Raw genomic sequence first — 18473 nt, 5'->3', positions numbered from 1 at the left:
CCGAATGCAGTCCATTGAAGGAAGGAACGCCGAGGCGGCAGCTCGTTCTCAACTGCTCCACCGAGGACCCGCCCCCGATCGGCCCGATCACTATGAGCAGTGAACACACTAAGACTCAGGAGCTCATCGAGCATCTGAAGCATCCGACGACCGCACTCAAGCCCTTCAGACGTGAGGGACTGGACAAGGTGGTCTTCTTTGCGGCCGGCATCCTCGCCGTCGCCTTCGTCGTTTGGGGCTTCGTCTCCCCCGAATCCCTCGGTTCTGTGGCGGGCACACTGCTGACCGGCGTGATGGACAACTTCGGTTGGCTCTTCGTCATCGCCGCCACGGTCTTCACGATCTTCGTCATCGTCGTCGCCGTCAGCAAGTTCGGACGGATTCCGCTGGGCAAGGACGATGAGAAGCCGGAGTTCAAGACCTCCTCGTGGATCGCGATGATGTTCGCCACCGGCATGGGCATCGGGCTCGTGTTCTCCGCGGTCGGCGAACCCCTGTTCTTCTACATGTCGCCTCCCCCGAACACCGTCGACGGGTCCACCCCGCAGGCGATGGGCACGTCCATGGGCACGACTCTGTTCCACTGGACGCTCTACCCGTGGGCGATGTACGCCATCGTCGGTCTCGGCGTGGCATATGGCTCGTTCCGTCTGGGACGTTCGCAGCTGTTCTCGTCGATGTTCACCCCGCTCTTCGGCGAGCGCGCCGTCAACGGCTTCGGCGGCAAGGTCATCAACATCCTCGCAATCCTCGCGACCCTGTTCGGTTCGGCCTGCTCGCTGGGTCTGGGCGCCATCCAGATCGGCGGCGGCATCGAGTCCGCAGGCATCATGTCCGATGTCTCCTCACCGGTGCTCGTCATCATCATCGCCATCCTCACCGCGGCCTTCGTCGCTTCGGCGGTCTCGGGTGTGGAGAAGGGCATCCAGTGGCTGTCGAACATCAACATGGTGCTCGCCGTCATAGTCGCCCTCATCGTCTTCATCGGCGGACCGACGCTGTTCATCCTCAACGTCATCCCCTCCTCGGTGGGTTCGTTCATCCAGGATCTGCCTCAGCTGGCGTCGCGGACGGCCGCCGACGGTCAGGGCGTCAATGAATGGCTGTCATCGTGGACCGTCTTCTACTGGGCATGGTGGGTGTCATGGTCGCCCTTCGTCGGTCTGTTCATCGCGCGCATCTCGCGTGGTCGCACCGTCCGTCAGTTCGTCACCGGTGTGCTCATCGTTCCCTCCGTCGTCTCGACCATCTGGTTCGCGATCTTCGGCGGCGGCGCCATCGGCATCCAGGAACGCGCCGAGCGCGGCGAGGGCACGGTCAAGGCACTTGCGAAGGTCGTCGACGGCGAGCCGGACATCAATATGGACACGATCCTGTTCGACCTCCTCGGCGCTCTGCCGCTGCCGAACCTCATCGCGATCATCCTCATGATCGTCACGGTCGTGCTCATCGCGATCTTCTTCGTCACCGGCGCGGATTCCGCGTCGATCGTCATGGGCACCCTGTCGGCCAACGGCATGCAGGAGCCGGGCAAGGGCCTCGTGATCTTCTGGGGCACTGCGACCGGTGCAGTGGCAGCGGTCATGCTGTTGGCGGGTGGTTCCGATCCCGCCGAGGCGCTCGACGGGCTGAAGAACATCACGATCGTCTCGGCGTTGCCGTTCGTCATCGTCATGCTGCTGCTGTGCGTAGCAGTGTGGAAGGACCTGTCGAAGGATCCGCTCATGATCCAGGAGCAGCTGGCTGCGCACGTGCTCGAGACCTCGGTCGCGACCGCGGTCGACGAGTATGACGGCGAGATCTTCGCCCTCGAGACCTCCGAACTCGAGATCGAGGAAGACCCAACCGACTCTGAGTCCGAGGCGAAGCCCGAGGACGAGGACACGTCCAAGGCCTAACCCCCGCTATTGCTACCTGACGGCGGCCCAGCTACCTCGCGCGAGGTAGCTGGGCCGCCGTCAGGTAGTTCTGAGGGAAAGGACGTCGATAGATGAACAGAGTCATCAGACGCGAGGGGAACATCTCGACATTCATCGGCTGGATGCTCGTCGTCATGGCGATTCTCGCGTTCATCACGGTGATCCTCCTGGCAATCTTCGCCGAACCATTCTTTCTCATCTTCCTCTTCACACCGGTCATCGCGCTCATCGGCGCGTGGGTGAATTTCCACTTAGGAGCCCGCGCCCGGTTGGAGATCACTCCTGAGGAGTTCATCTGGTGCGGCTTCACCGGCAGACCTCATCGGATCGCCTGGCGGGATCTCGACCGCATTCTCCTACCGGTTCCCGGTTCACGCTATCGGCTGGCTGCGGCAGCGCGCCTGCGAGACGGTCGGATCGTCGAAATCGACTCACTGTGGTTATCTCCGACGAACCCCGCGAATATTCTCTCCCCACCTGACCACACCGAGGCGCAACGCGCGCTCATCGACGGCCACAAAGCGTATCTTGCGAGGGCATTCTGACACTGACGTCTTGATACTGTGTTCGCATGCGGCACTACTGACGGCGAGAGACGGAGGGCGAGACTGATGATCGTGATCGACAGCATCGAGGCGCTGCGTGAGCACACAGCCGACACACGTTGCGTTCTCGCCACCCCCGAAGACCGAGAGCTGACGGATGAGGCGGCCAATAGCCTCGACCTGACGGTGCATACCGCACATCCTGGGCCGAGGCGGCCGATGGCTGCGGTCGTCGACGACCAGATCAGCCTCGTGCTGCAGGTCCTCGACGAGGATCGTGCCCACCATGCGCTGCAGCTCCACGCCCGTGACCGCGGCCTGCTCGTCATCGGTGAGAAGAAGGCCCTGGACTCCATCGCGGGAAAGATTCCTGCCGATGCCGGCGATACGTGGACCGTGCTCGTCGAGCTCATCCTCATCGTGGCGCGCCGCTGCGAAGAGGCACTCGACGAGATCGATGATCGGTGCCAAGAGCTCGAAGCACAGTCCGTGGGCTACGCGTCTTCACCGCGGCGGCGGACGATGGGGAGACTGCGAGCCGAGCTCTTCCGAATCGGTGAGACCCAGGCGGCCCAACAGAGGCTGCTGTCGAACGAGGAAGAACTCGCGCAGAGCCTCGGCGAGGACCATCAGCGGCTGCTCGCCCGTGCTTCAGCGGCGTTCGGGGCGAATCAGTCGATGACCACGCGACTGTATGCGATGCTCGGCGACATCCTCAACGAACAGGACTCCGTCGTGTCCGAACGGCTGACACTCGTGGCGACGATCTTTCTGCCGCTGACCCTGGCGACGGGGTTCTTCGGCATGAACTTCCAGTGGATGCTCGATCGTCTGGGCAGCCTGCCGGCGTTCATCGTCTTCGGCCTCGTCATCCCCGGCCTGCTCACGGTGGCGACCCTCGTCTTCATCCGCCGCTTGACCCGTTCGTCGTGAGCCGGCCGACCCCGGTCTCGGCTACATTCCGAACAGCGCCGGAATGGCGATCGGGCCGGCACCGAACGCAGTGATGACCGCGGCCAGCACCAGCAGGAGCAGGTCGTATTCGGGACCGCCCGCCGAGGCCCAGTACTTCGAGTGCCATTTGAAGACGTGCAGGCTCGTCGTGATGAGCATGAGCACGACGACGCCGAGACCGGCCCATTGGGCGAGGACGCCGGTGGCGAATGAGACTGCGGCGGCGAGCTCGGCGATGGCGACGAACCATGCGGTCGGGACGTTGAGCCCATCCGCTTTGGCGAACCGCGGAATATCCTTGGCCTTGACCATGAACTCGCGGACGAAAGCCACCGTCAGAACCGCCCTGACGAGCAGGAGTACGACCCCTGCAGCGATCGTTGGAACCGTGAACATGAGCAATCCTCTCCGCCTGAGCGCCGAGGTGGCGACCTCTCGACCGAGTCTACGCTTCACTGCGTTGCAGCCGAAGGTCTCGACAGCCCCTCCTGCCCGGCATCCCTCACCCTGAGTTTCATTTCACCGCGCTGCAGCGGTGCATAATGCCGCTGCCGGTGACCGATGGACTGTTGACTGTAGGACTTGCGGCGAAGGCGAGGGACTGCGAGCAACGGTGCGGGATGCTCTCGGCAGCTGGAGTGCACCGTGCCGGAGACACGGAGGCCGGATCACCCCAGCGTCGTCACCGCCTACCTATACCGTGGGGGCTTCTGGCACACGGGACAGTAGTGGGTTCCGCGGCCGCCGACGGTGATCTTGACGATCTCCGTCCCGCAGCGCACACATTCCTGTCCCCCGCGCCCGTAGACGAGCAGGGCGCGATCGAAGTATCCGGATTCGCCGTTGACGTTGACGTAGAGCGCGTCGAAGCTCGTCCCGCCCACGGCCAGGGCATCGCTCATGACTTTCGTCGCGGATTCGAGCACCGCCACGAGGCGGCTCTTCCGCGTCCGGCCCGGTACCGCCAAGGGGTGGACTCCCGCCCGGAACAGTGCTTCGTCGGCATAGATGTTGCCGATTCCGCTGACCAGGGTCTGGTCGAGCAGTGCGACTTTGATCGCGGTGCGCTTCTTCGCCAGGTCCCCCATGACCCGTTCCGGATCGAACGCGGGCTCGAGCGGATCAGCCGCGATGTGCATCGCCGAGGCGGGGACGAGCCGACCGTACCCGTGGACGAGAGGTTGGACGCCGATATGGCCGAAGATCCGCTGGTCGACAAAGCGCAGTTCTCGTGGCTGTCCTCCATCGTCCGAGAGGTGCAGAATCGCCCGTGTGTGGCGGTGGATCTCCTCGCCGGGCGAGTGGATGCGCAGCTGTCCGCTCATGCCCAGATGCACGAGGATGCCGAGTTCGGGCCTCGGCACAGGTGAAGCGACCGGGTCCGCAGTGGAGAGATCAGCCCCCTCCCCCAGGCACAGCCACATGAACTTCCCGCGCCGTTCGGCCCTAAGGATGTGCGCCCCGGTCACGGCCGAAACGAACCCGGAAACCGCGGACGGATCGATGCGCCGCTGGGACGTCGTGCCCAGGATTCGGGGGTCGGCCACCTCGGCGCCGGTGATTGTGGTTCCGGACGTCCATTCGTCGACGCCGCGACGAACGCTCTCGACTTCGGGAAGCTCAGGCATCAGGACATCGCCCCATCAGCCCCATCGGTCAACGAAGAAGACCTCAGCGAAGAAGATGTCAGCGAAGAGCCCGGCCGCACGGAAAGACTCAGCGCCGGTAGTCCGGGTAGATGGTGCGGATAGCTTTGACGGCCACCTCGGCGGCCGCGGCTTCGGCGGCCTTCTTCGAGGATCCGTCGCCGGCGCCCCAGTTGTTCACGCCGAGCATCGCGGTGGCGGTGAAGACCATCGCATGGTCGGGTCCCGACGAGGTGATCTCGTAGCTCACGGTGCCGAGGTCAAGGTCGGCAGCCGCCTCCTGCAAGGTGGTCTTGAAGTCCATCCCCGCGCCGAGGTTGACCGCGTCGTCGAGCATTCCGTCGATGAGACGGTGGACGAAGGCGAAAGCCTCTTCGCGTCCGCGGGAGACGAAGGTCGCGCCGATGAGCGCTTCGACGGTGTCGGCGAGGATCGAGTCCTTGTTCCGGCCTCCGGTCAGCTCCTCACCCTTGCCCAGCAGAATGTGCTCGCCGATTCCGTGCCGGCGGGCGATCGATGCGAGAGCGCGCGTGTTGACGACGGCCGACCGCATCTTGGCCAACTGTCCTTCGGGCAGGTCCGGGTTGTCGTAGAACAGCGACTCGGTGGCGACGAGGCCCAGAACGGAGTCGCCGAGGAACTCGAGGCGCTCGTTGGTGGGAATCCCACCGGCCTCGAAGGCAAAGGAGCGGTGCGTGAGCGCGAGACGAAAAGTCTCGGGATCAATATCGATCCCGAGACTCTTCTTCAGTGCTGCTGTGGTGTCAGTTTCCACAGTCTCAGACGTCAGCGACCTTGCGGCCCTTGTACTCGAGGTACAGCGGGGTGCCGGCTGAGTCTTCGACGACCTTGGCCTGGTGGGGCGCGAGTACACAACGCGACCGTTCTCCACAGTCTTGACCAGGTTCGGAGCCTTGGCCTTCCACTGCGAACGACGGTGGCGGGTGTTGCTGCGCGACAATTTACGCTTCGGAACAGCCACGTCTAGCTCTCTTTCTTCTCTTCCAACAGATTCTTCAATGATGCGAACGGCGATTCGGATTCGTCCTCGTCCACCTCGAGGTCCTCCCCCAGGGTGTAGCTGAACTCCTCGCTCGCATCCCGTGAGGGATTGAACGGCAGAGCCATCACGACGGCGTCTCTGATCGCGGGCTCGAGGTCGAGCTGATCCCGGTCGATGACGTAGGAGTCCTCGTCCCCTTCGGCCTGCTCATAGACGTACATCTCCTGGATGTCGACATCTATAGGCAACTCGATGGGTTCGAGCGTCCTCGCGTCTTCGCCGCGGGCCGTCGCCGAGACTGTCCCCGACACGTAGATCCCCTCCGACACACTCTCGAACATCAGCTCGAGCGTCAGTGGTGAACCTTCCGCAACCCCGATCACTTCGATCTTGAGATCCGCTGGAGCCGACAAGGTGGTGTTCACCCGTTCCCACTCACCCGGATGACCGAGCAATCCCATGGACCTGAGATCATAGACGAATTCAGATCTGTTCTTCATGCCCCGTCCTCCTGGTGCGTTTGAGGATGTCGCTCCTGCGTTCACACGCGACTCACCATTCTAATCATCTTCAGCGGCCATTACCAATCGATCCGGAACCGCCCCGCCAGTGTTCCTCGTCACCATCGTTCGTGATGATTGCGCCAGGTCACTCCCCCGGCGAGGATGAGCAGCGCCCCGGACATCGTGAACACGATCCCGGAGCCGGCGAGGACCGTCAGCGCCGAGGCGGCCGATGGGATGGCGACCTGGCTGAGTCGGTTGCCCGCCAAGCGGATCGAGAGCACCGCGGCCCGATTCTTCGCATCGGCCAGTGCGGACACCCACGACATGGTCAGCGGCTGGGTGAGCCCGAAGCAGAATCCCGCGACCGTGAGCAGCACTCCGAGCATCCACGGCTGGCTGAAGATCGGGATGAGTATGACGCTGACGCCGGCCATCGCCGAGGCGGTCCACAACAGAGACAGGTCCCGCCACCTGGCCGTGAGGCTTCCGATGAAGAGCCGTGAGACCACCGAGGAGAGGGTGCGCAGGGCGAGCAGCCACGTCACCGTGGTCACGGACAGTCCGTTCTGCTGACCGATGAGCGGCAGGTAGGCGGTCATCAGGTCAACGGCGGCGAGCGTGGCCATAGACGCGAAGATCGCAGGCTTCATCCCTCGCAGCGACAGCAGCGCCCACGGTGACTGCGCACCTTCGGCCGCGTCGGCGCGGGAGACGTGCGGAGTCCGGCCGCGGAGCATGACGATGACGGCGGCGATGAGGGTGAGCGCGGAGACTGCGGTCATGAACCACAGTGCGCTCGTGATCGCCGTATCGCCCGAAGTGGCATCAGCGACCATTCCCGCCATCGGCAGTCCGACGGTCTGACCGATCGAGACGCCGAGGGTGAGGTGGCCGAACTTCGAGGTCATCTGGGCCGCCGGGAAGCTCTGCGGGATGAGCGCCTGGGAGGCGACCGTGGTCAGCAGCTGTCCGATGCCGAGGCTCATCGTCGCAATGAGGAGCACCCCGAGGTTGGGGGCCATGGCCGCAAGCGCGACAGGCAGGACGGACAGGACCGTTCCCGTCCACAGCACCGCAGTGGCGTAGCCCCGATCGACGAGGCGGCCGACGAAGAGTGCGGTGAGCAGCGGGACGAGGGAGTACACGGCTGTCATCAGGCCGAGGACGAATCCCGATCCGCCGAGTTCGAGGGTGCGGTAGGAGATGAGGACGCGGACGCCGTTGTAGGTGGCGTGCGCGAGCACGGTATGGATGACGAGGCCTGGGAACCAGGCCCGGTTGGCTGGAGTCGCTGCGTCCATCCCTCAGCGGGCGCTGTCGTCGACGGCCGCATCGCTCCGCAGGGCCGCCAGCACCGAGGTGGGGACGAGGCCTTCGATGTTCCCGCCGCCTCCGTGGACTTCCTTGATGAGCGAGGAGGAGACGTGTTCGAACTTCGGATCGCCGGGGACGAAGATCGTCTCGAGCTCGGACAGGTGCTTGTTCATCAGCGCCATCGGCAGTTCGTAGGCGAAGTCGGTGCCCGAGCGCAGGCCCTTGACGACGGCGGGGGCGCCGATCCTGGTGCAGTAGTCGACGAGAAGTCCTCCGGAGACGAGGTCGATCGTGATGTTCTGCGCGCTCTGAGTGCGTTCGTCCTCGGCCAGGGAACGGCGGATGAGGTCCGCGCGGACTTCCGGGTCGAAGCGACCGGACTTCGAGGGATTGTGGACGACCGCTACGACGACCTCTTCGAACATCCGAGAGCTGCGGGCGATGATATCGAGATGACCCATGGTGATCGGGTCATAGGAACCGGGGCAGACGACCTTCATGCCCTCATCGTATCGTCTGCCCCGATCAGAGGCGTGTGGTTTCCACGTGCCGCTCACGCATCACGCAGCTGCAGCCACTGATCGTCGGCAAGTGTCTCGCCGTCGTGGCCTTTGACGACCTGCGCATCGAAACCGTCTCCGGGTCCGTGCAGTCGCGAGGCCGCCTCGGCCATGATCCGGGCGACGATGGCCAGGGAACGACGCTCATCACCGGCGGCGACCGCCTCGGCGAGTTTGCGGTGGCTGTCGATGAGGTCGCACCGGACCTCGTAGCCGCGCTTATCGGACAGCGACAGCAGGCGGGTGTGGACCATCGAGACCTTCATGAGGTCGGTCAGCCGCCTCGATCCGGAGCACGCGACGATCGAATGGTGGAAGTTGAGGTCCGCGTCCCCGATCGTGCGCGCCGCGTTCTCCGCGATGGCGTGCTCGAGTTCTCGCAGCCCCTGCCTAATCCGTGAAGTGGACCGCCCCTGCCGGATGACGAGCTTGACCGCCTGCGATTCAATCGCCTCACGGACGGCGTAGACGTCGTCGATATCGGCGGTGCGCATCCGCCTGACATGCACACCACGTCCGGGAGCATGCGTCATCACGCTTTCGCTGATAAGACGCTGCAGAGCCTCCCGCAGAGACGGTCGCGACACCTCGAGCAGCTCGGCCGTACGCACTTCGTTGATCGACTGACCGGGCTCGAGGGAACCGGAATAGATGGCATTGCGGATCTGATCGACGATGAGGTCGATCGTCGAGGCACGGACCACTTTGCGCAGTACCGGCAGCTCGGAAGTCGGAGGATTCGTCACGATCACGATCATATAACGTTGTCAGACAGTGTGACATTCGGACAACATGAGTATTGAATACTGTTCCAGAGACGCACGTCACGATGATGTGTCGACGTTCAAGGAAGGAACAGCACATGAAACTCAAAGGACTGGCCGCCGCGACTTCGATTCTCGCGCTGACGCTGACCCTCGGTGCCTGCGGCGGAAGCGACTCGGACAAGTCGACTCTGCAGAAGGCCATCGACGACGGAAAGATCTCCGTCGGCTTCGCCGGTGAAGCCCCATACAGCTTCGAGGAGGGCGGCGAACTCCAGGGAGCGTCCGTGGCGCTGGCCAAGGCCGTGTTCAAGGAGCTCGGCGTCGACGACGTCGAAGGCGTCAACACCGAGTTCGGCTCCCTCATCCCAGGTCTCAACGCCGAGCGCTTCGACGCGATCTCTGCCGGAATGTCGATTCTTCCCGACCGCTGCGAACAGGCCGCCTTCGGCGACCCCGAGTTCATGTACACCACGGCTCTGATGACGAAGAAGGGCGAGCAGGAAGGGATGAAGTCCCTCGACGACGTCAAGGAGAAGGGCCTCAAGTTGGCCACAATGACCGGTGCCATCGAGTCCGACTACGCGGAGAGCCTGGGCATCAAGTCTCAGCAGGTCGGCACCCCACAGGACGGCATGGACGCTGTGACGACCGGGCGCGCCGATGTCTTCGCCCTCACGGGGATCTCGCTCAACTGGATGGCGAAGAACAACAAGGACGCCGACGTCGAAGTCAGCGAATCCTTCGTCCAGGAGATCGATGGAGTCCCGCAGGTCGGAGCGGGTGCCACTGTGTTCCGTACCGGTGACGACGAGCTGCGCGACGAATGGAACAAGGCACTGGAGAAGATCGTCTCCGACGAGAAGTCCTACCTCGACATCGTCGGGGACTACGGCTTCACGAAGGAGGAGCGCCCTGACGGTTCGATCACGACCGATCAGCTCTGCAAGGGCGAACTTCCCACCGCTGACTCCTGAGTCGACGCGAACTGAAGCACCATGACCGAAAACCTCACGACGTTGCTGAACTTCCTCCCACAATTGTGGGAGGGAGTTCGGGTGACGATCATCCTCACGGTCGTCGGAAGCCTCGGTGCCGTCATCATAGCGCTCGCTCTCGGGCTCGCGATGACGTCCACGCACGCGTGGCTGCGAGTTCCTGCCCGGATCATCGTCGAATTCTTCCGCGGCACTTCCCTGCTCGTGCAGCTGTTCTGGCTGTTCTACGTCTTCCCGCTCCTCGGCGTCGAGCTCGATCCTATGATCTGCGGCATCGGAGCGCTGGCGCTCAACTACGGCGCCTATTCCGCCGAGGTGGTCCGTTCCTCGATCACCACCGTCGACAAAGGGCAGTGGGAGGCCGCGATCGCCCTCAGCCTCTCACCGTCCCGACGGATGATCCGCGTGATCTTCCCGCAGGCCTGGGCCCTGATGATCCCGTCGCTGGCCACACTGCTCATTCAGCTGCTCAAGGGCACCGCGGTCGTCTCATTCATCACTCTCCAGGACCTCACCGACAAGATCACGCAGCTGCGTCAGTCCACGAACGACACGTACTTCGCCTTCACCGTCGGCCTCATCATCTATTTCGTCATCGCCTGGCTGCTCCAGGAGCTCATGAACTTCCTCGAACGCCGAGCCACGGCGGCGCTGGGGCGCCGGCGTCCGAACTCGCGCACCGATCGTCGAGAGGCCCGTCGACTCGCCCGCGAGGATTCCGTGCGCAAGGACCGTCTGGCCTCCCATACTGCCGCTGGCGAAGGCGCGAACCGCGGACGCGGGACAGATCCCGGATCAGGGCCCTTCCCCGGACAGGGAGGAGCCCTGTGATCTGGAACTGGGAATTCGCCGCCGAAGCGCTGCCGATCCTGCTCCGCGGCTTCGTCAACACGCTCATCGCGACCGTCGTGGGCACGATCATCGCCACGGTCCTCGGTCTCATCATCGCCGTGGCCATCCGCGGACTGCCGCGCTGGATCAATTGGATTGTCCGACTGCTCGTCGCCTTCGTCCGCAACACGCCGCTGGTCGTGCAGCTGATCTTCGTCTACTACATCTTCGCGGGCATACCGGGCCTGGTCGATGTTCCGGCGCTCGTCATCGGCTTCATCGTCATCGGAATCCACTATTCGACGTACATGTCCGAAAGCTACCGTGCCGGGATCGATTCGGTGCCGCCGGGCCAGTTCGAGGCTGCCACCGCACTGTCCCTGCCGCCGGTGAGGACCTTCACCGCGGTCGTGCTGCCGCAGGCTCTGCGTGCGACCATCCCCTCGCTGGGAAACTACGCAGTCGCGATGTTCAAGGACACACCGTTCCTGTTCGCGATTTCCGTGGTCGAGCTCGTCACCTCGGCGCAGCAGTTCGGAGCAGCGAAATTCGCCTATACGGAAGCCTTCACTCTGGCCGGAATCATCTTCCTCGTCGCCAGCTACCCGACCTCATTGCTCATTCAGAGATTGGACCGACGCCTTGCCACTTACTGAGAAAACCCCAGCCACTCCCGCCGCCGCAGGCACACCGGCGATCGAGTTCAAGGATGTGGAGAAGAGCTTCGGGCCGACAACAGTGCTCAAGAACCTCAACTTCACGGTGGCTCCCGGCGAACGCGTCACCCTCATCGGACCCAGTGGTTCGGGCAAGACGACGATCCTGCGCCTGGTGATGACGCTCGAGGAGCTCACCGGCGGATTCATCTACGTTGACGGACAGCCGCTGACCTTCGAAGAGCGCGACGGCAAACGCGTCGAGCTGCCGAAGAAGCGCACGCGTGAGATGACCACGCGCATCGGCATGGTCTTCCAGCAGTTCAACCTGTTCCCGAATATGACCGTGCTCGAGAACATCATCGAAGCCCCCGTCCATGTGCTCGGCAAGTCCAAGGCCGAAGCGAGCAGGGAAGCCAAGGAGCTGCTCGAACGAGTGGGCCTGGCCGACAAGGCCGATGCCCACCCGACTCGTCTCTCCGGCGGTCAGCAGCAGCGTGTGGCGATCGCCCGTGCGCTGGCGATGAACCCGGAGATCCTCCTCCTCGACGAGGTCACCTCCGCCCTCGACCCGGAGCTCGTCGGTGACGTGCTCGGAGTGCTGCGCGATATCGCCGAGACCACGGACATCACGATGCTGCTGGTCACGCACGAGATGCAGTTTGCCCGCGATGTCTCACACCGGGTGATGATGTTCGACGGCGGTCAGGTGCTCGAAGAGGGTCCGCCGGATCAGATCTTCAACGATCCGCAACACGAGCGCACCCGCTCGTTCCTCTCCAGCGTGCTCTAGTCAACCAAGCTCTAGTCAGCCGTTTTCTGGTCCGTGTCGGCCTCCCCGGAGAGCTGGACGAAATGGATCGCGGTCTCGCCGAAGGTCTTCGCACGGAAGACTTCAAGTCCGTCCGGCATCGTCGGCTCCGGCGAACGGGCGGCGCGTTCGACGACGACGATGGACTCCATGTCCAGGTGCGCGCTCAGGCGGCGGAGGATCTGCGTGACCGCGTCCTCCCCCAGTGGGTAGGGCGGGTCCATGAACACGAGGTCGAAGACTCGGGACTCCGGATCTTCCTGCCCGGGCAGACCGGAGAGATAGTGGAGCACATCCCCGGTGTGGACTTCGGAAGAATGGTCGAGGCCGAGCTTGTCCGCGTTGGATTCCAGGGCTCGGGTCGCCGCCAGGGACGAGTCGACGAAGTCGACCTGCGCCGCTCCCCGCGACATCGCTTCGAAACCGAGACCTCCGGAACCGGCGAAGAGGTCAAGGACGTTCGCCGCCTGCAGCACTCCGTAGCCGTCGAGCATAGAGAACAGCGACTCCTTGACCCTGTCGGACGTCGGCCGGGTATTCGCCCCCGACGGGGAGGTCAGCTTGGCCCCTTTGTGTGCTCCGGCGATAATCCTCATGTCTGCCTCCTCAGCCTGCCTCGATGAAGTGGGCATCGTCCTCGGGCAGGACGCGCCGGATGAAAGCCTTGAGCGCAGGCACCGCTTCAAGAGTGGGGTCGATGGCGACGATCTGCTCGGCGAGCGTCTTCGCTTCGGCCACGATCTCGGAGTCGCGGAGGATCGACAGGTGTCGCAGCGAAGAACCGCCCCACTGCGACCCGCTGAGCACATCGCCTTCGCCTCGGGCGGCGAGATCGTATTCGGCCAGAGCGAAACCGTCGAGCGTCTCGGCCACCGCCTGCAGCCGTCCATAGCTCTCGTCCTCAGCACTCATCTCGGTGAGCAGGAAGCACATTGCCGAGTTGCCGTCACGGCCGACGCGTCCGCGCAGCTGGTGCAGCTGAGCGACACCGAAGTTCTCGGCTTCGATGATGACCATCATCGTCGCCCTCGCCACGTCGACGCCGACCTCGATGACCGTCGTCGAGACGAGGATCTCGATGTCGCCTTTGACGAAGTCCGCGAGCACCCGGTCCTTCTCCGCCGTCGACATCCGCCCATGAAGCAGACCGAACTTCAGACCAGCCAGTTCCGGGGTCTCAGACAGCTTCCGTGTAATGTCCTCGATACCCTGCTTCTGTCCGACGACGTCCCCGGACTCCGGATCTTCGATGTCCGTCGGTTCGATTCGCGGGAAGACGACGAACACTCCCCTCCCGTCCTCGACGGTCTGCCGCATGAGCTCCCGAACCCGGACGTACCAGGCAGGTTGGTCGACGATCGGCACCACATGGGTGGCGATGTCCTTCGGCCCGGCCGGCATTTCTTTCAAGGTCGAGATATCGAGGTCGGCGAAGACCGTCATCGCCACGGTGCGCGGGATCGGCGTCGCCGACATCACGAGAGTGTGCGGGGTGGTGTCCCCGCCCTTCGCGCGCAGCGCTTCCCGCTGTTCGACACCGAAGCGGTGCTGTTCGTCGACGACGATGAGACCGAGGGCTGCGAACATCGTCGACTCCGACAGCAGCGCATGCGTTCCGACGACGATGTCGATGTTCCCGGTGACGAGGTCGACGGCGAGTTCACGACGATCCTTCGCTGGCATCGACCCGGTCATCAGCGCCACCGTCACCTGATCGTCATCGGACAGCAGCGGCGACAGCGCCATCTGCTCGTCGAGGAGGCTCTGAATGGAATGGAAATGCTGAGTGGCGAGCACCTCGGTGGGTGCGAGCATGGCGGCTTGGGCACCGGAGTCGACCGCGGTGAGCATGGCCCGCAGAGCCACGAGGGTCTTACCGGAGCCGACGTCACCGTGCAGAAGCCGGTGCATCGGCCGATCGGCGGCCATGTCCTCGGCGATCTCCTCGCCGACCCTGACCTGGGAGGCCGTGAGAGTGAAGGGCAGATCGTCATCGAAGCGGCGGCTCTTCGCCCCTTGGGTCAGCAGCGGAGTCGCCTTCTCCCCGGCCAGAATGGCCTTCCGGGCGGCGAACTCAGTCTGCAGGGCGAGCGCTTCCTCCCACTTCCACCGGAGCCGAGCCCGTTCGACGTCCTCGATCTTCCGCGGCCGGTGCATGTCCTCCAGCGCTGTACGCAGATCCGGCAGTTCATGAGCCTCCCGCAGCCCCTTCGGCAGGGGGTCCTCGAACTCTTCGTCCCCGGCGACGGTGAGCAGGGTCTTGATCGAACTCCACAGCCGGGATTGGGCGATGCCCTTGACGGCCGGGTAGATGGGGAACGGAGAATTGAGGTCCTCGGGGGTCCATTCGTGGTCATCCTCGGTACGATTGAGCCACACCGGGGAGGCCAGGGTCAGCTGCCCCCGGAACGATTCGACCTTGCCGCCGAAGACGACACTCAGCCCCGGCGTCAGCGACTTCTCCAACCAGTACTGATTGAAGAACGCGATCTTCATCGACTGCTTCCCGTCGTGGACGATGACCTCGGTGATGGTGCCTTTCCGCTGCTTCATCCGCCGCGTCTCCACCCGGATGACTTCGGCCTGGATGATCGCAGTCTCTCCCAAAGGCAGATCCCCGAGCTCCGTGCGCTCCCCGGGCACGAGGTACCGGCGAGGGAAGAAACGGAGTAAGTCGGTGACCGAATGCACCCCGCGTTTGGCCAAGTGAGTGCGGTCGGCTTTGCGGAAGTTGTCTTCGAGCCGGGTCGTCATTCGACCCCCATGATCACGAGCACCCCGGGGTCACGCGAGTCGATGTCCTGGAAGTGGACGGTCTCATGTGACTTCTGGATCCAGTCGCGCAGGTGGTCGAGCACCTCGGGTGCACAGTCGGGTCCGTGGACGACGGTGAGCAGCTCTCCCCCTGCCCCGAGCAGCCGATCGGCGAGTTTCTCGACCAAGGTGCGCAGCTCCGTGCTCTGGGTCTTCGCTCTGCCTTCGATGAAGACCCGGTAGAACTGCGCCGGATGAGCTGCCACCGCTGTGCCGACACCGACACTCGCATCCGCGCCCATGCCCGCACGGGCCTCTCCGTCGTCGCGGACGACCGGCAGCATTCCAGTCGGCGGGTCCGAGGCGAGCTGATCGGCCGAGTAGATCGTGCCCACCCTGGTGCCCGCGGCCGCCTCGGTCATGTCCGCGAAGATCTCCCCTGCAGGGGCGAAGGGATCGTAGACGGCCAGGGCCGAGAGCAGTGTGGCGACGTTGCGGGAGCGCACGACATGCGCTCCCAGTCCGGTCAGGGACTTCAGCGCCGAGGTGGAGCTGGGGATGACGATGACCTCGCGATCCTCGGCGGCGATGAGCTCGGACATCGTTTCGAACAGGTCTCCTGCCTCCGGAGTCAGCGCCGTGGCCCCGTTGAGCGCGGTGTGCATGAGCAGTCCCGTGCCCTTGACCAGGGCGATGAGCTTCGTCTCGCCCTCCTCCTCGTGCATCCGCAGATCTTCCATGTCGAGCCGGGCGACCCCATACTCGCCGAGGCGGTCGATGACGGTCGCGGCGGTCGTTTCGTCGGCGACGTGAACGTGGACCTTGGCCGCGTTGATGACGATGGAGGTCCCGCCGAGGCGGTCGAGATCCTCGGCGAGCGAGTCCGCGGGGGTATCGGCGAGGACGGCGACGATCTCGAGTTCGTCGGCGGTGGCTTCGTGGATGATCTTCGGGGCGCGGGCCACCTCGGCGAGCATCGAATCCTGCGGGGTGCGGCCGGTGACGGTGGCGTAGAGGAGGTCGAAGAGTTCGACGATGCCCGTCGATCCGGCGTCGACGACCTCGGCCTCGCGCAGTACCGTGAGCTGTCCGGTGGTCTCACGCAGCGCCGACCGGGAGCGTTCGCGCACGGCCGCGATGACGTCGATCAGGGAGGCTCCGTCGTCGGCGCGTTCGCGGGCTTCGGTGGCCATGGCGTCGAGGACGGTGAGCATGGTCCCGTCGACGGGGCGGGCGACGGCGGAACGCGCCCGATCGGATGCAGTCTCCAGGGCGGTGGCCATGGCGTCGGCGGTGGCGACGGTGACCCCGGCCAGAGCATCGGCAACCCCTTGGAGGGCGACTGCGAGGATGAGTCCGGAATTGCCGCGGGCACCGCGACCGGCTCCGGCGGCGAGTGCCGCGACGACCTGCGGGAGAGTGACGGGGCCGGTGAGCTCTTCGACGGCGAGGTAGGCGGCACGCAGCGTGTGGTACATGTTCGTACCTGTATCGCCGTCGGGGACGGGAAAGACGTTGAGTTCGTCGATCTCGGTGCGCTCCTTGCGCAGCCGGTCGACCGCGCGACGGGCCCAGCGTGCGGCCAGACGACCGTTGAGGCTGATGGCGTTGCTCATGTCACTTCCCGAAATGGCTGAAACCGCTCGCCGGCACGGGTGTGCCGTCGAGGCTGACATCGTGTCCGGTGCGGATCTCACCGATTCTCCGCCAGCCTACTCCAGGGTCCTGACGCGACGGCGCCGACGCGGCGAAGCCGTGGTCCTCTCCCCCGTCGAGGACCCAGGACAGGGCCAGATCATCGGCCGTCGCAGCACGGCCATCCGACGAATCCGCATCACCGGCCCCACCCGTCGCTCGCACGTCGAGCACGACCTCGGCCGCCGGCAGCAGCGGGTCGATGAGGTCGCGCAGCAGGGCCCGGTCGAGGTCGATTCCCACCCCCGAGGCGGCCGCCACCCGAGCGAGGTCGAGGCTGAGTCCGTCGGAGACGTCGATCATCGCCGAGGGAGTCCCGACCGTGCGCAGTGCGCCGTAGTCGGGCCGTGGGGCCAGTTGGGTGTCGATGAGGGCGCGCAGCTCCGGACCGGCGGTCTCGCGTCGCAGTCCGGCGAAGAGCAGGTCGAGTCCGGCGGCTGCCCGACCGACCGTCCCGGCGAGGTAGAGCGCATCCCCGGGCTGAGCACCGGAGCGCAGAAACGCTGCATCCTCCCTCACCGTTCCGAGCGCGGTGATGGCGATGACGATGAGACCCGAGGACGACAGATCGCCGCCGATGATCGGCACGGTGCACTCCAGCGCAGTCCCTGCCCGCTCCGCTTCGTCGAAGAGTCCGGAGTACAAGGCCTCGAGGTCGGCGATATCCGTGTCATCGGGCACCGCCAGTGATACGAGCAGTCCATGCGGGTCGGCGCCCATGGCGCAGACATCGGCGAGATTCTGGGCTGCGGCTTTGCGTCCGAGCAGGTCCCAGTCCAACCAGTCGCGGGTGAAGTCTTCGTTCTCAACGAGCATGTCCGCGGTGGATACGAGTCGACCCTCCGGCGCGGTCACGGCCGCATCGTCTCCGGGTCCGACGATCACGTGCGCGGACTCGGGGTTGCGGGTGAGCACGCGGGAGATGATGTGTGATTCGCCAAGTTCGGACAGTCGGGTCATGGCTCCAGGTTATCGGGAGATACGGTAGTCCTATGAGATCTCGCCCTGCTTCGACGCGCCGTTCTCCACGGCCCGCGCACCGTCGTCGTTCTCTCACCATCGTCGCTCTGGCCACGGTGCTCACCGGTCTCGCTGTGACCGGGTGTTCGCGCACTGTCATCGTCGAACCGGCGAAGGATGCGGCGAATCCGAAGTGTGCCGACATCATGCTCACCCTGCCCGATGAGATCTCGGGTGAGAAGGCGCGCACGACCTCCTCGCAGGGCACGAAGGCCTGGGGAGATCCCAATGTCGCGGTGCTGCGCTGCGGAGTCACTCCTCCCGGCCCGACGACGGATCAGTGCGTGAGCGTGTCCGGGGTCGATTGGATCTCGAAGCCGGCGGAAGACGACGAGTCGACGTGGAAGTTCACCAGCTACGGACGCACACCGGCCGTCGAGGTGCTGGTCAACCGCAAGGCCGAGTCCGGCAACGATGTGCTCGCCGCGATCTCACCGACCCTGTCGAAGGTCCCAGCGGAGAACGAATGCGTCGGCGCCGAGGACATCGCCGGCTAG

At 64.6% G+C, this 18473-nt stretch carries 19 protein-coding genes and 1 pseudogene; 8 read left to right on the top strand and 12 right to left on the bottom strand.

All coding sequences use genetic code 11. From position 1 onward, the window contains the following. The first annotated feature begins 92 nt into the window (after positions 1-92). From BLU88_RS08335 to BLU88_RS08325, 3 genes are all read left to right on the top strand, one after another. A complete protein-coding gene (locus BLU88_RS08335) occupies positions 93-1898 on the top strand; it encodes a BCCT family transporter (RefSeq protein WP_157689041.1) in 1806 nt (601 codons plus the stop codon). A 92-nt stretch (positions 1899-1990) separates the two neighbouring features. Beyond that, the gene (locus BLU88_RS08330) at positions 1991-2464 is read left to right on the top strand and encodes a hypothetical protein (RefSeq protein ID WP_092012351.1); all 474 of its coding nucleotides are present in this window, start codon (positions 1991-1993) and stop codon (positions 2462-2464) included. A gap of 72 nt (positions 2465-2536) precedes the next feature. After that, complete coding sequence (locus BLU88_RS08325; RefSeq protein WP_157689039.1) at positions 2537-3397, top strand: CorA family divalent cation transporter; 861 nt, start codon at positions 2537-2539, stop codon at positions 3395-3397. 21 nt (positions 3398-3418) lie between these two features. Here BLU88_RS08325 and BLU88_RS08320 read toward each other — a convergent pair whose 3' ends face one another. From BLU88_RS08320 to BLU88_RS08285, 8 genes and pseudogenes are all read right to left on the bottom strand, one after another. Continuing rightward, a complete protein-coding gene (locus tag BLU88_RS08320; protein WP_092012344.1) occupies positions 3419-3814 on the bottom strand; it encodes a DoxX family protein in 396 nt (131 codons plus the stop codon). A 293-nt stretch (positions 3815-4107) separates the two neighbouring features. Next, the gene (gene mutM, locus BLU88_RS08315; RefSeq protein WP_092012341.1) at positions 4108-5046 is read right to left on the bottom strand and encodes a bifunctional DNA-formamidopyrimidine glycosylase/DNA-(apurinic or apyrimidinic site) lyase; all 939 of its coding nucleotides are present in this window, start codon (positions 5044-5046) and stop codon (positions 4108-4110) included. A gap of 88 nt (positions 5047-5134) precedes the next feature. After that, positions 5135-5839: a ribonuclease III gene (gene rnc / locus BLU88_RS08310; protein WP_039210982.1), complete on the bottom strand. Its 705-nt coding sequence runs from the start codon at positions 5837-5839 to the stop codon at positions 5135-5137. Positions 5840-5843: 4 nt separating this feature from the next. Next, positions 5844-6046, bottom strand: a pseudogene (gene rpmF / locus BLU88_RS08305) (50S ribosomal protein L32). A 2-nt stretch (positions 6047-6048) separates the two neighbouring features. Beyond that, on the bottom strand, positions 6049-6612 hold the full coding sequence (locus BLU88_RS08300) for a YceD family protein (protein ID WP_231939688.1): 564 nt from the start codon (positions 6610-6612) through the stop codon (positions 6049-6051). Positions 6613-6686: 74 nt separating this feature from the next. Beyond that, on the bottom strand, positions 6687-7874 hold the full coding sequence (locus tag BLU88_RS08295; RefSeq protein ID WP_092012333.1) for an MFS transporter: 1188 nt from the start codon (positions 7872-7874) through the stop codon (positions 6687-6689). A gap of 3 nt (positions 7875-7877) precedes the next feature. Then, positions 7878-8387: a pantetheine-phosphate adenylyltransferase gene (gene coaD / locus BLU88_RS08290; RefSeq protein ID WP_092012329.1), complete on the bottom strand. Its 510-nt coding sequence runs from the start codon at positions 8385-8387 to the stop codon at positions 7878-7880. A gap of 53 nt (positions 8388-8440) precedes the next feature. Then, positions 8441-9193 (bottom strand): GntR family transcriptional regulator, encoded by a 753-nt coding sequence (locus BLU88_RS08285; protein WP_092017327.1) that lies wholly within the window; start codon positions 9191-9193, stop codon positions 8441-8443. A gap of 116 nt (positions 9194-9309) precedes the next feature. Here BLU88_RS08285 and ehuB point away from each other — a divergent pair, with 116 nt between their 5' ends. Genes ehuB through ehuA form a run of 4 tightly spaced genes read left to right on the top strand, consistent with a single transcriptional unit; the run spans position 9310 to position 12489 of the window. Then, entirely contained in the window at positions 9310-10188 is an 879-nt protein-coding gene (gene ehuB / locus BLU88_RS08280; protein WP_092012326.1) for an ectoine/hydroxyectoine ABC transporter substrate-binding protein EhuB, read from the top strand. 21 nt (positions 10189-10209) lie between these two features. After that, complete coding sequence (gene ehuC, locus BLU88_RS08275; RefSeq protein ID WP_092012323.1) at positions 10210-11040, top strand: ectoine/hydroxyectoine ABC transporter permease subunit EhuC; 831 nt, start codon at positions 10210-10212, stop codon at positions 11038-11040. After that, a complete protein-coding gene (ehuD, locus tag BLU88_RS08270) occupies positions 11037-11696 on the top strand; it encodes an ectoine/hydroxyectoine ABC transporter permease subunit EhuD (RefSeq protein ID WP_092012320.1) in 660 nt (219 codons plus the stop codon). The genes ehuC and ehuD overlap by 4 nt, the downstream gene beginning before the upstream one ends. Further along, positions 11683-12489, top strand: a complete 807-nt coding sequence (ehuA, locus tag BLU88_RS08265) for an ectoine/hydroxyectoine ABC transporter ATP-binding protein EhuA (protein ID WP_092012317.1) — start codon at positions 11683-11685, stop codon at positions 12487-12489. Before ehuD ends, ehuA begins: the two co-directional genes overlap by 14 nt. 11 nt (positions 12490-12500) lie before the next feature. Here the strand turns inward: ehuA and rsmD are convergent, their stop codons facing one another. Genes rsmD through thiL form a run of 4 tightly spaced genes read right to left on the bottom strand, consistent with a single transcriptional unit; the run spans position 12501 to position 17916 of the window. After that, positions 12501-13103, bottom strand: a complete 603-nt coding sequence (gene rsmD / locus BLU88_RS08260) for a 16S rRNA (guanine(966)-N(2))-methyltransferase RsmD (RefSeq protein WP_092012313.1) — start codon at positions 13101-13103, stop codon at positions 12501-12503. Between the two features lie 10 nt (positions 13104-13113). Next, complete coding sequence (locus tag BLU88_RS08255) at positions 13114-15261, bottom strand: ATP-dependent DNA helicase RecG (RefSeq protein WP_092012310.1); 2148 nt, start codon at positions 15259-15261, stop codon at positions 13114-13116. Then, positions 15258-16877, bottom strand: coding sequence for a DAK2 domain-containing protein (locus BLU88_RS08250; protein ID WP_092012307.1), 1620 nt, complete (start codon positions 16875-16877; stop codon positions 15258-15260). The genes BLU88_RS08255 and BLU88_RS08250 overlap by 4 nt, the downstream gene beginning before the upstream one ends. Before the next feature lies 1 nt (position 16878). After that, positions 16879-17916 (bottom strand): thiamine-phosphate kinase, encoded by a 1038-nt coding sequence (gene thiL / locus BLU88_RS08245; protein WP_092012304.1) that lies wholly within the window; start codon positions 17914-17916, stop codon positions 16879-16881. 32 nt (positions 17917-17948) lie between these two features. On the opposite strand from thiL, the gene BLU88_RS08240 reads away from it, so the two are divergent. Further along, positions 17949-18473 (top strand): DUF3515 domain-containing protein, encoded by a 525-nt coding sequence (locus tag BLU88_RS08240; protein WP_092012300.1) that lies wholly within the window; start codon positions 17949-17951, stop codon positions 18471-18473.

Origin of the sequence: Brevibacterium siliguriense, from assembly GCF_900105315.1 — a bacterium.
Classification (GTDB): domain Bacteria; phylum Actinomycetota; class Actinomycetes; order Actinomycetales; family Brevibacteriaceae; genus Brevibacterium; species Brevibacterium siliguriense.
Note: the sequence above shows the minus strand (reverse complement) of the source record. Positions and strands in the feature narration are given on the sequence as shown.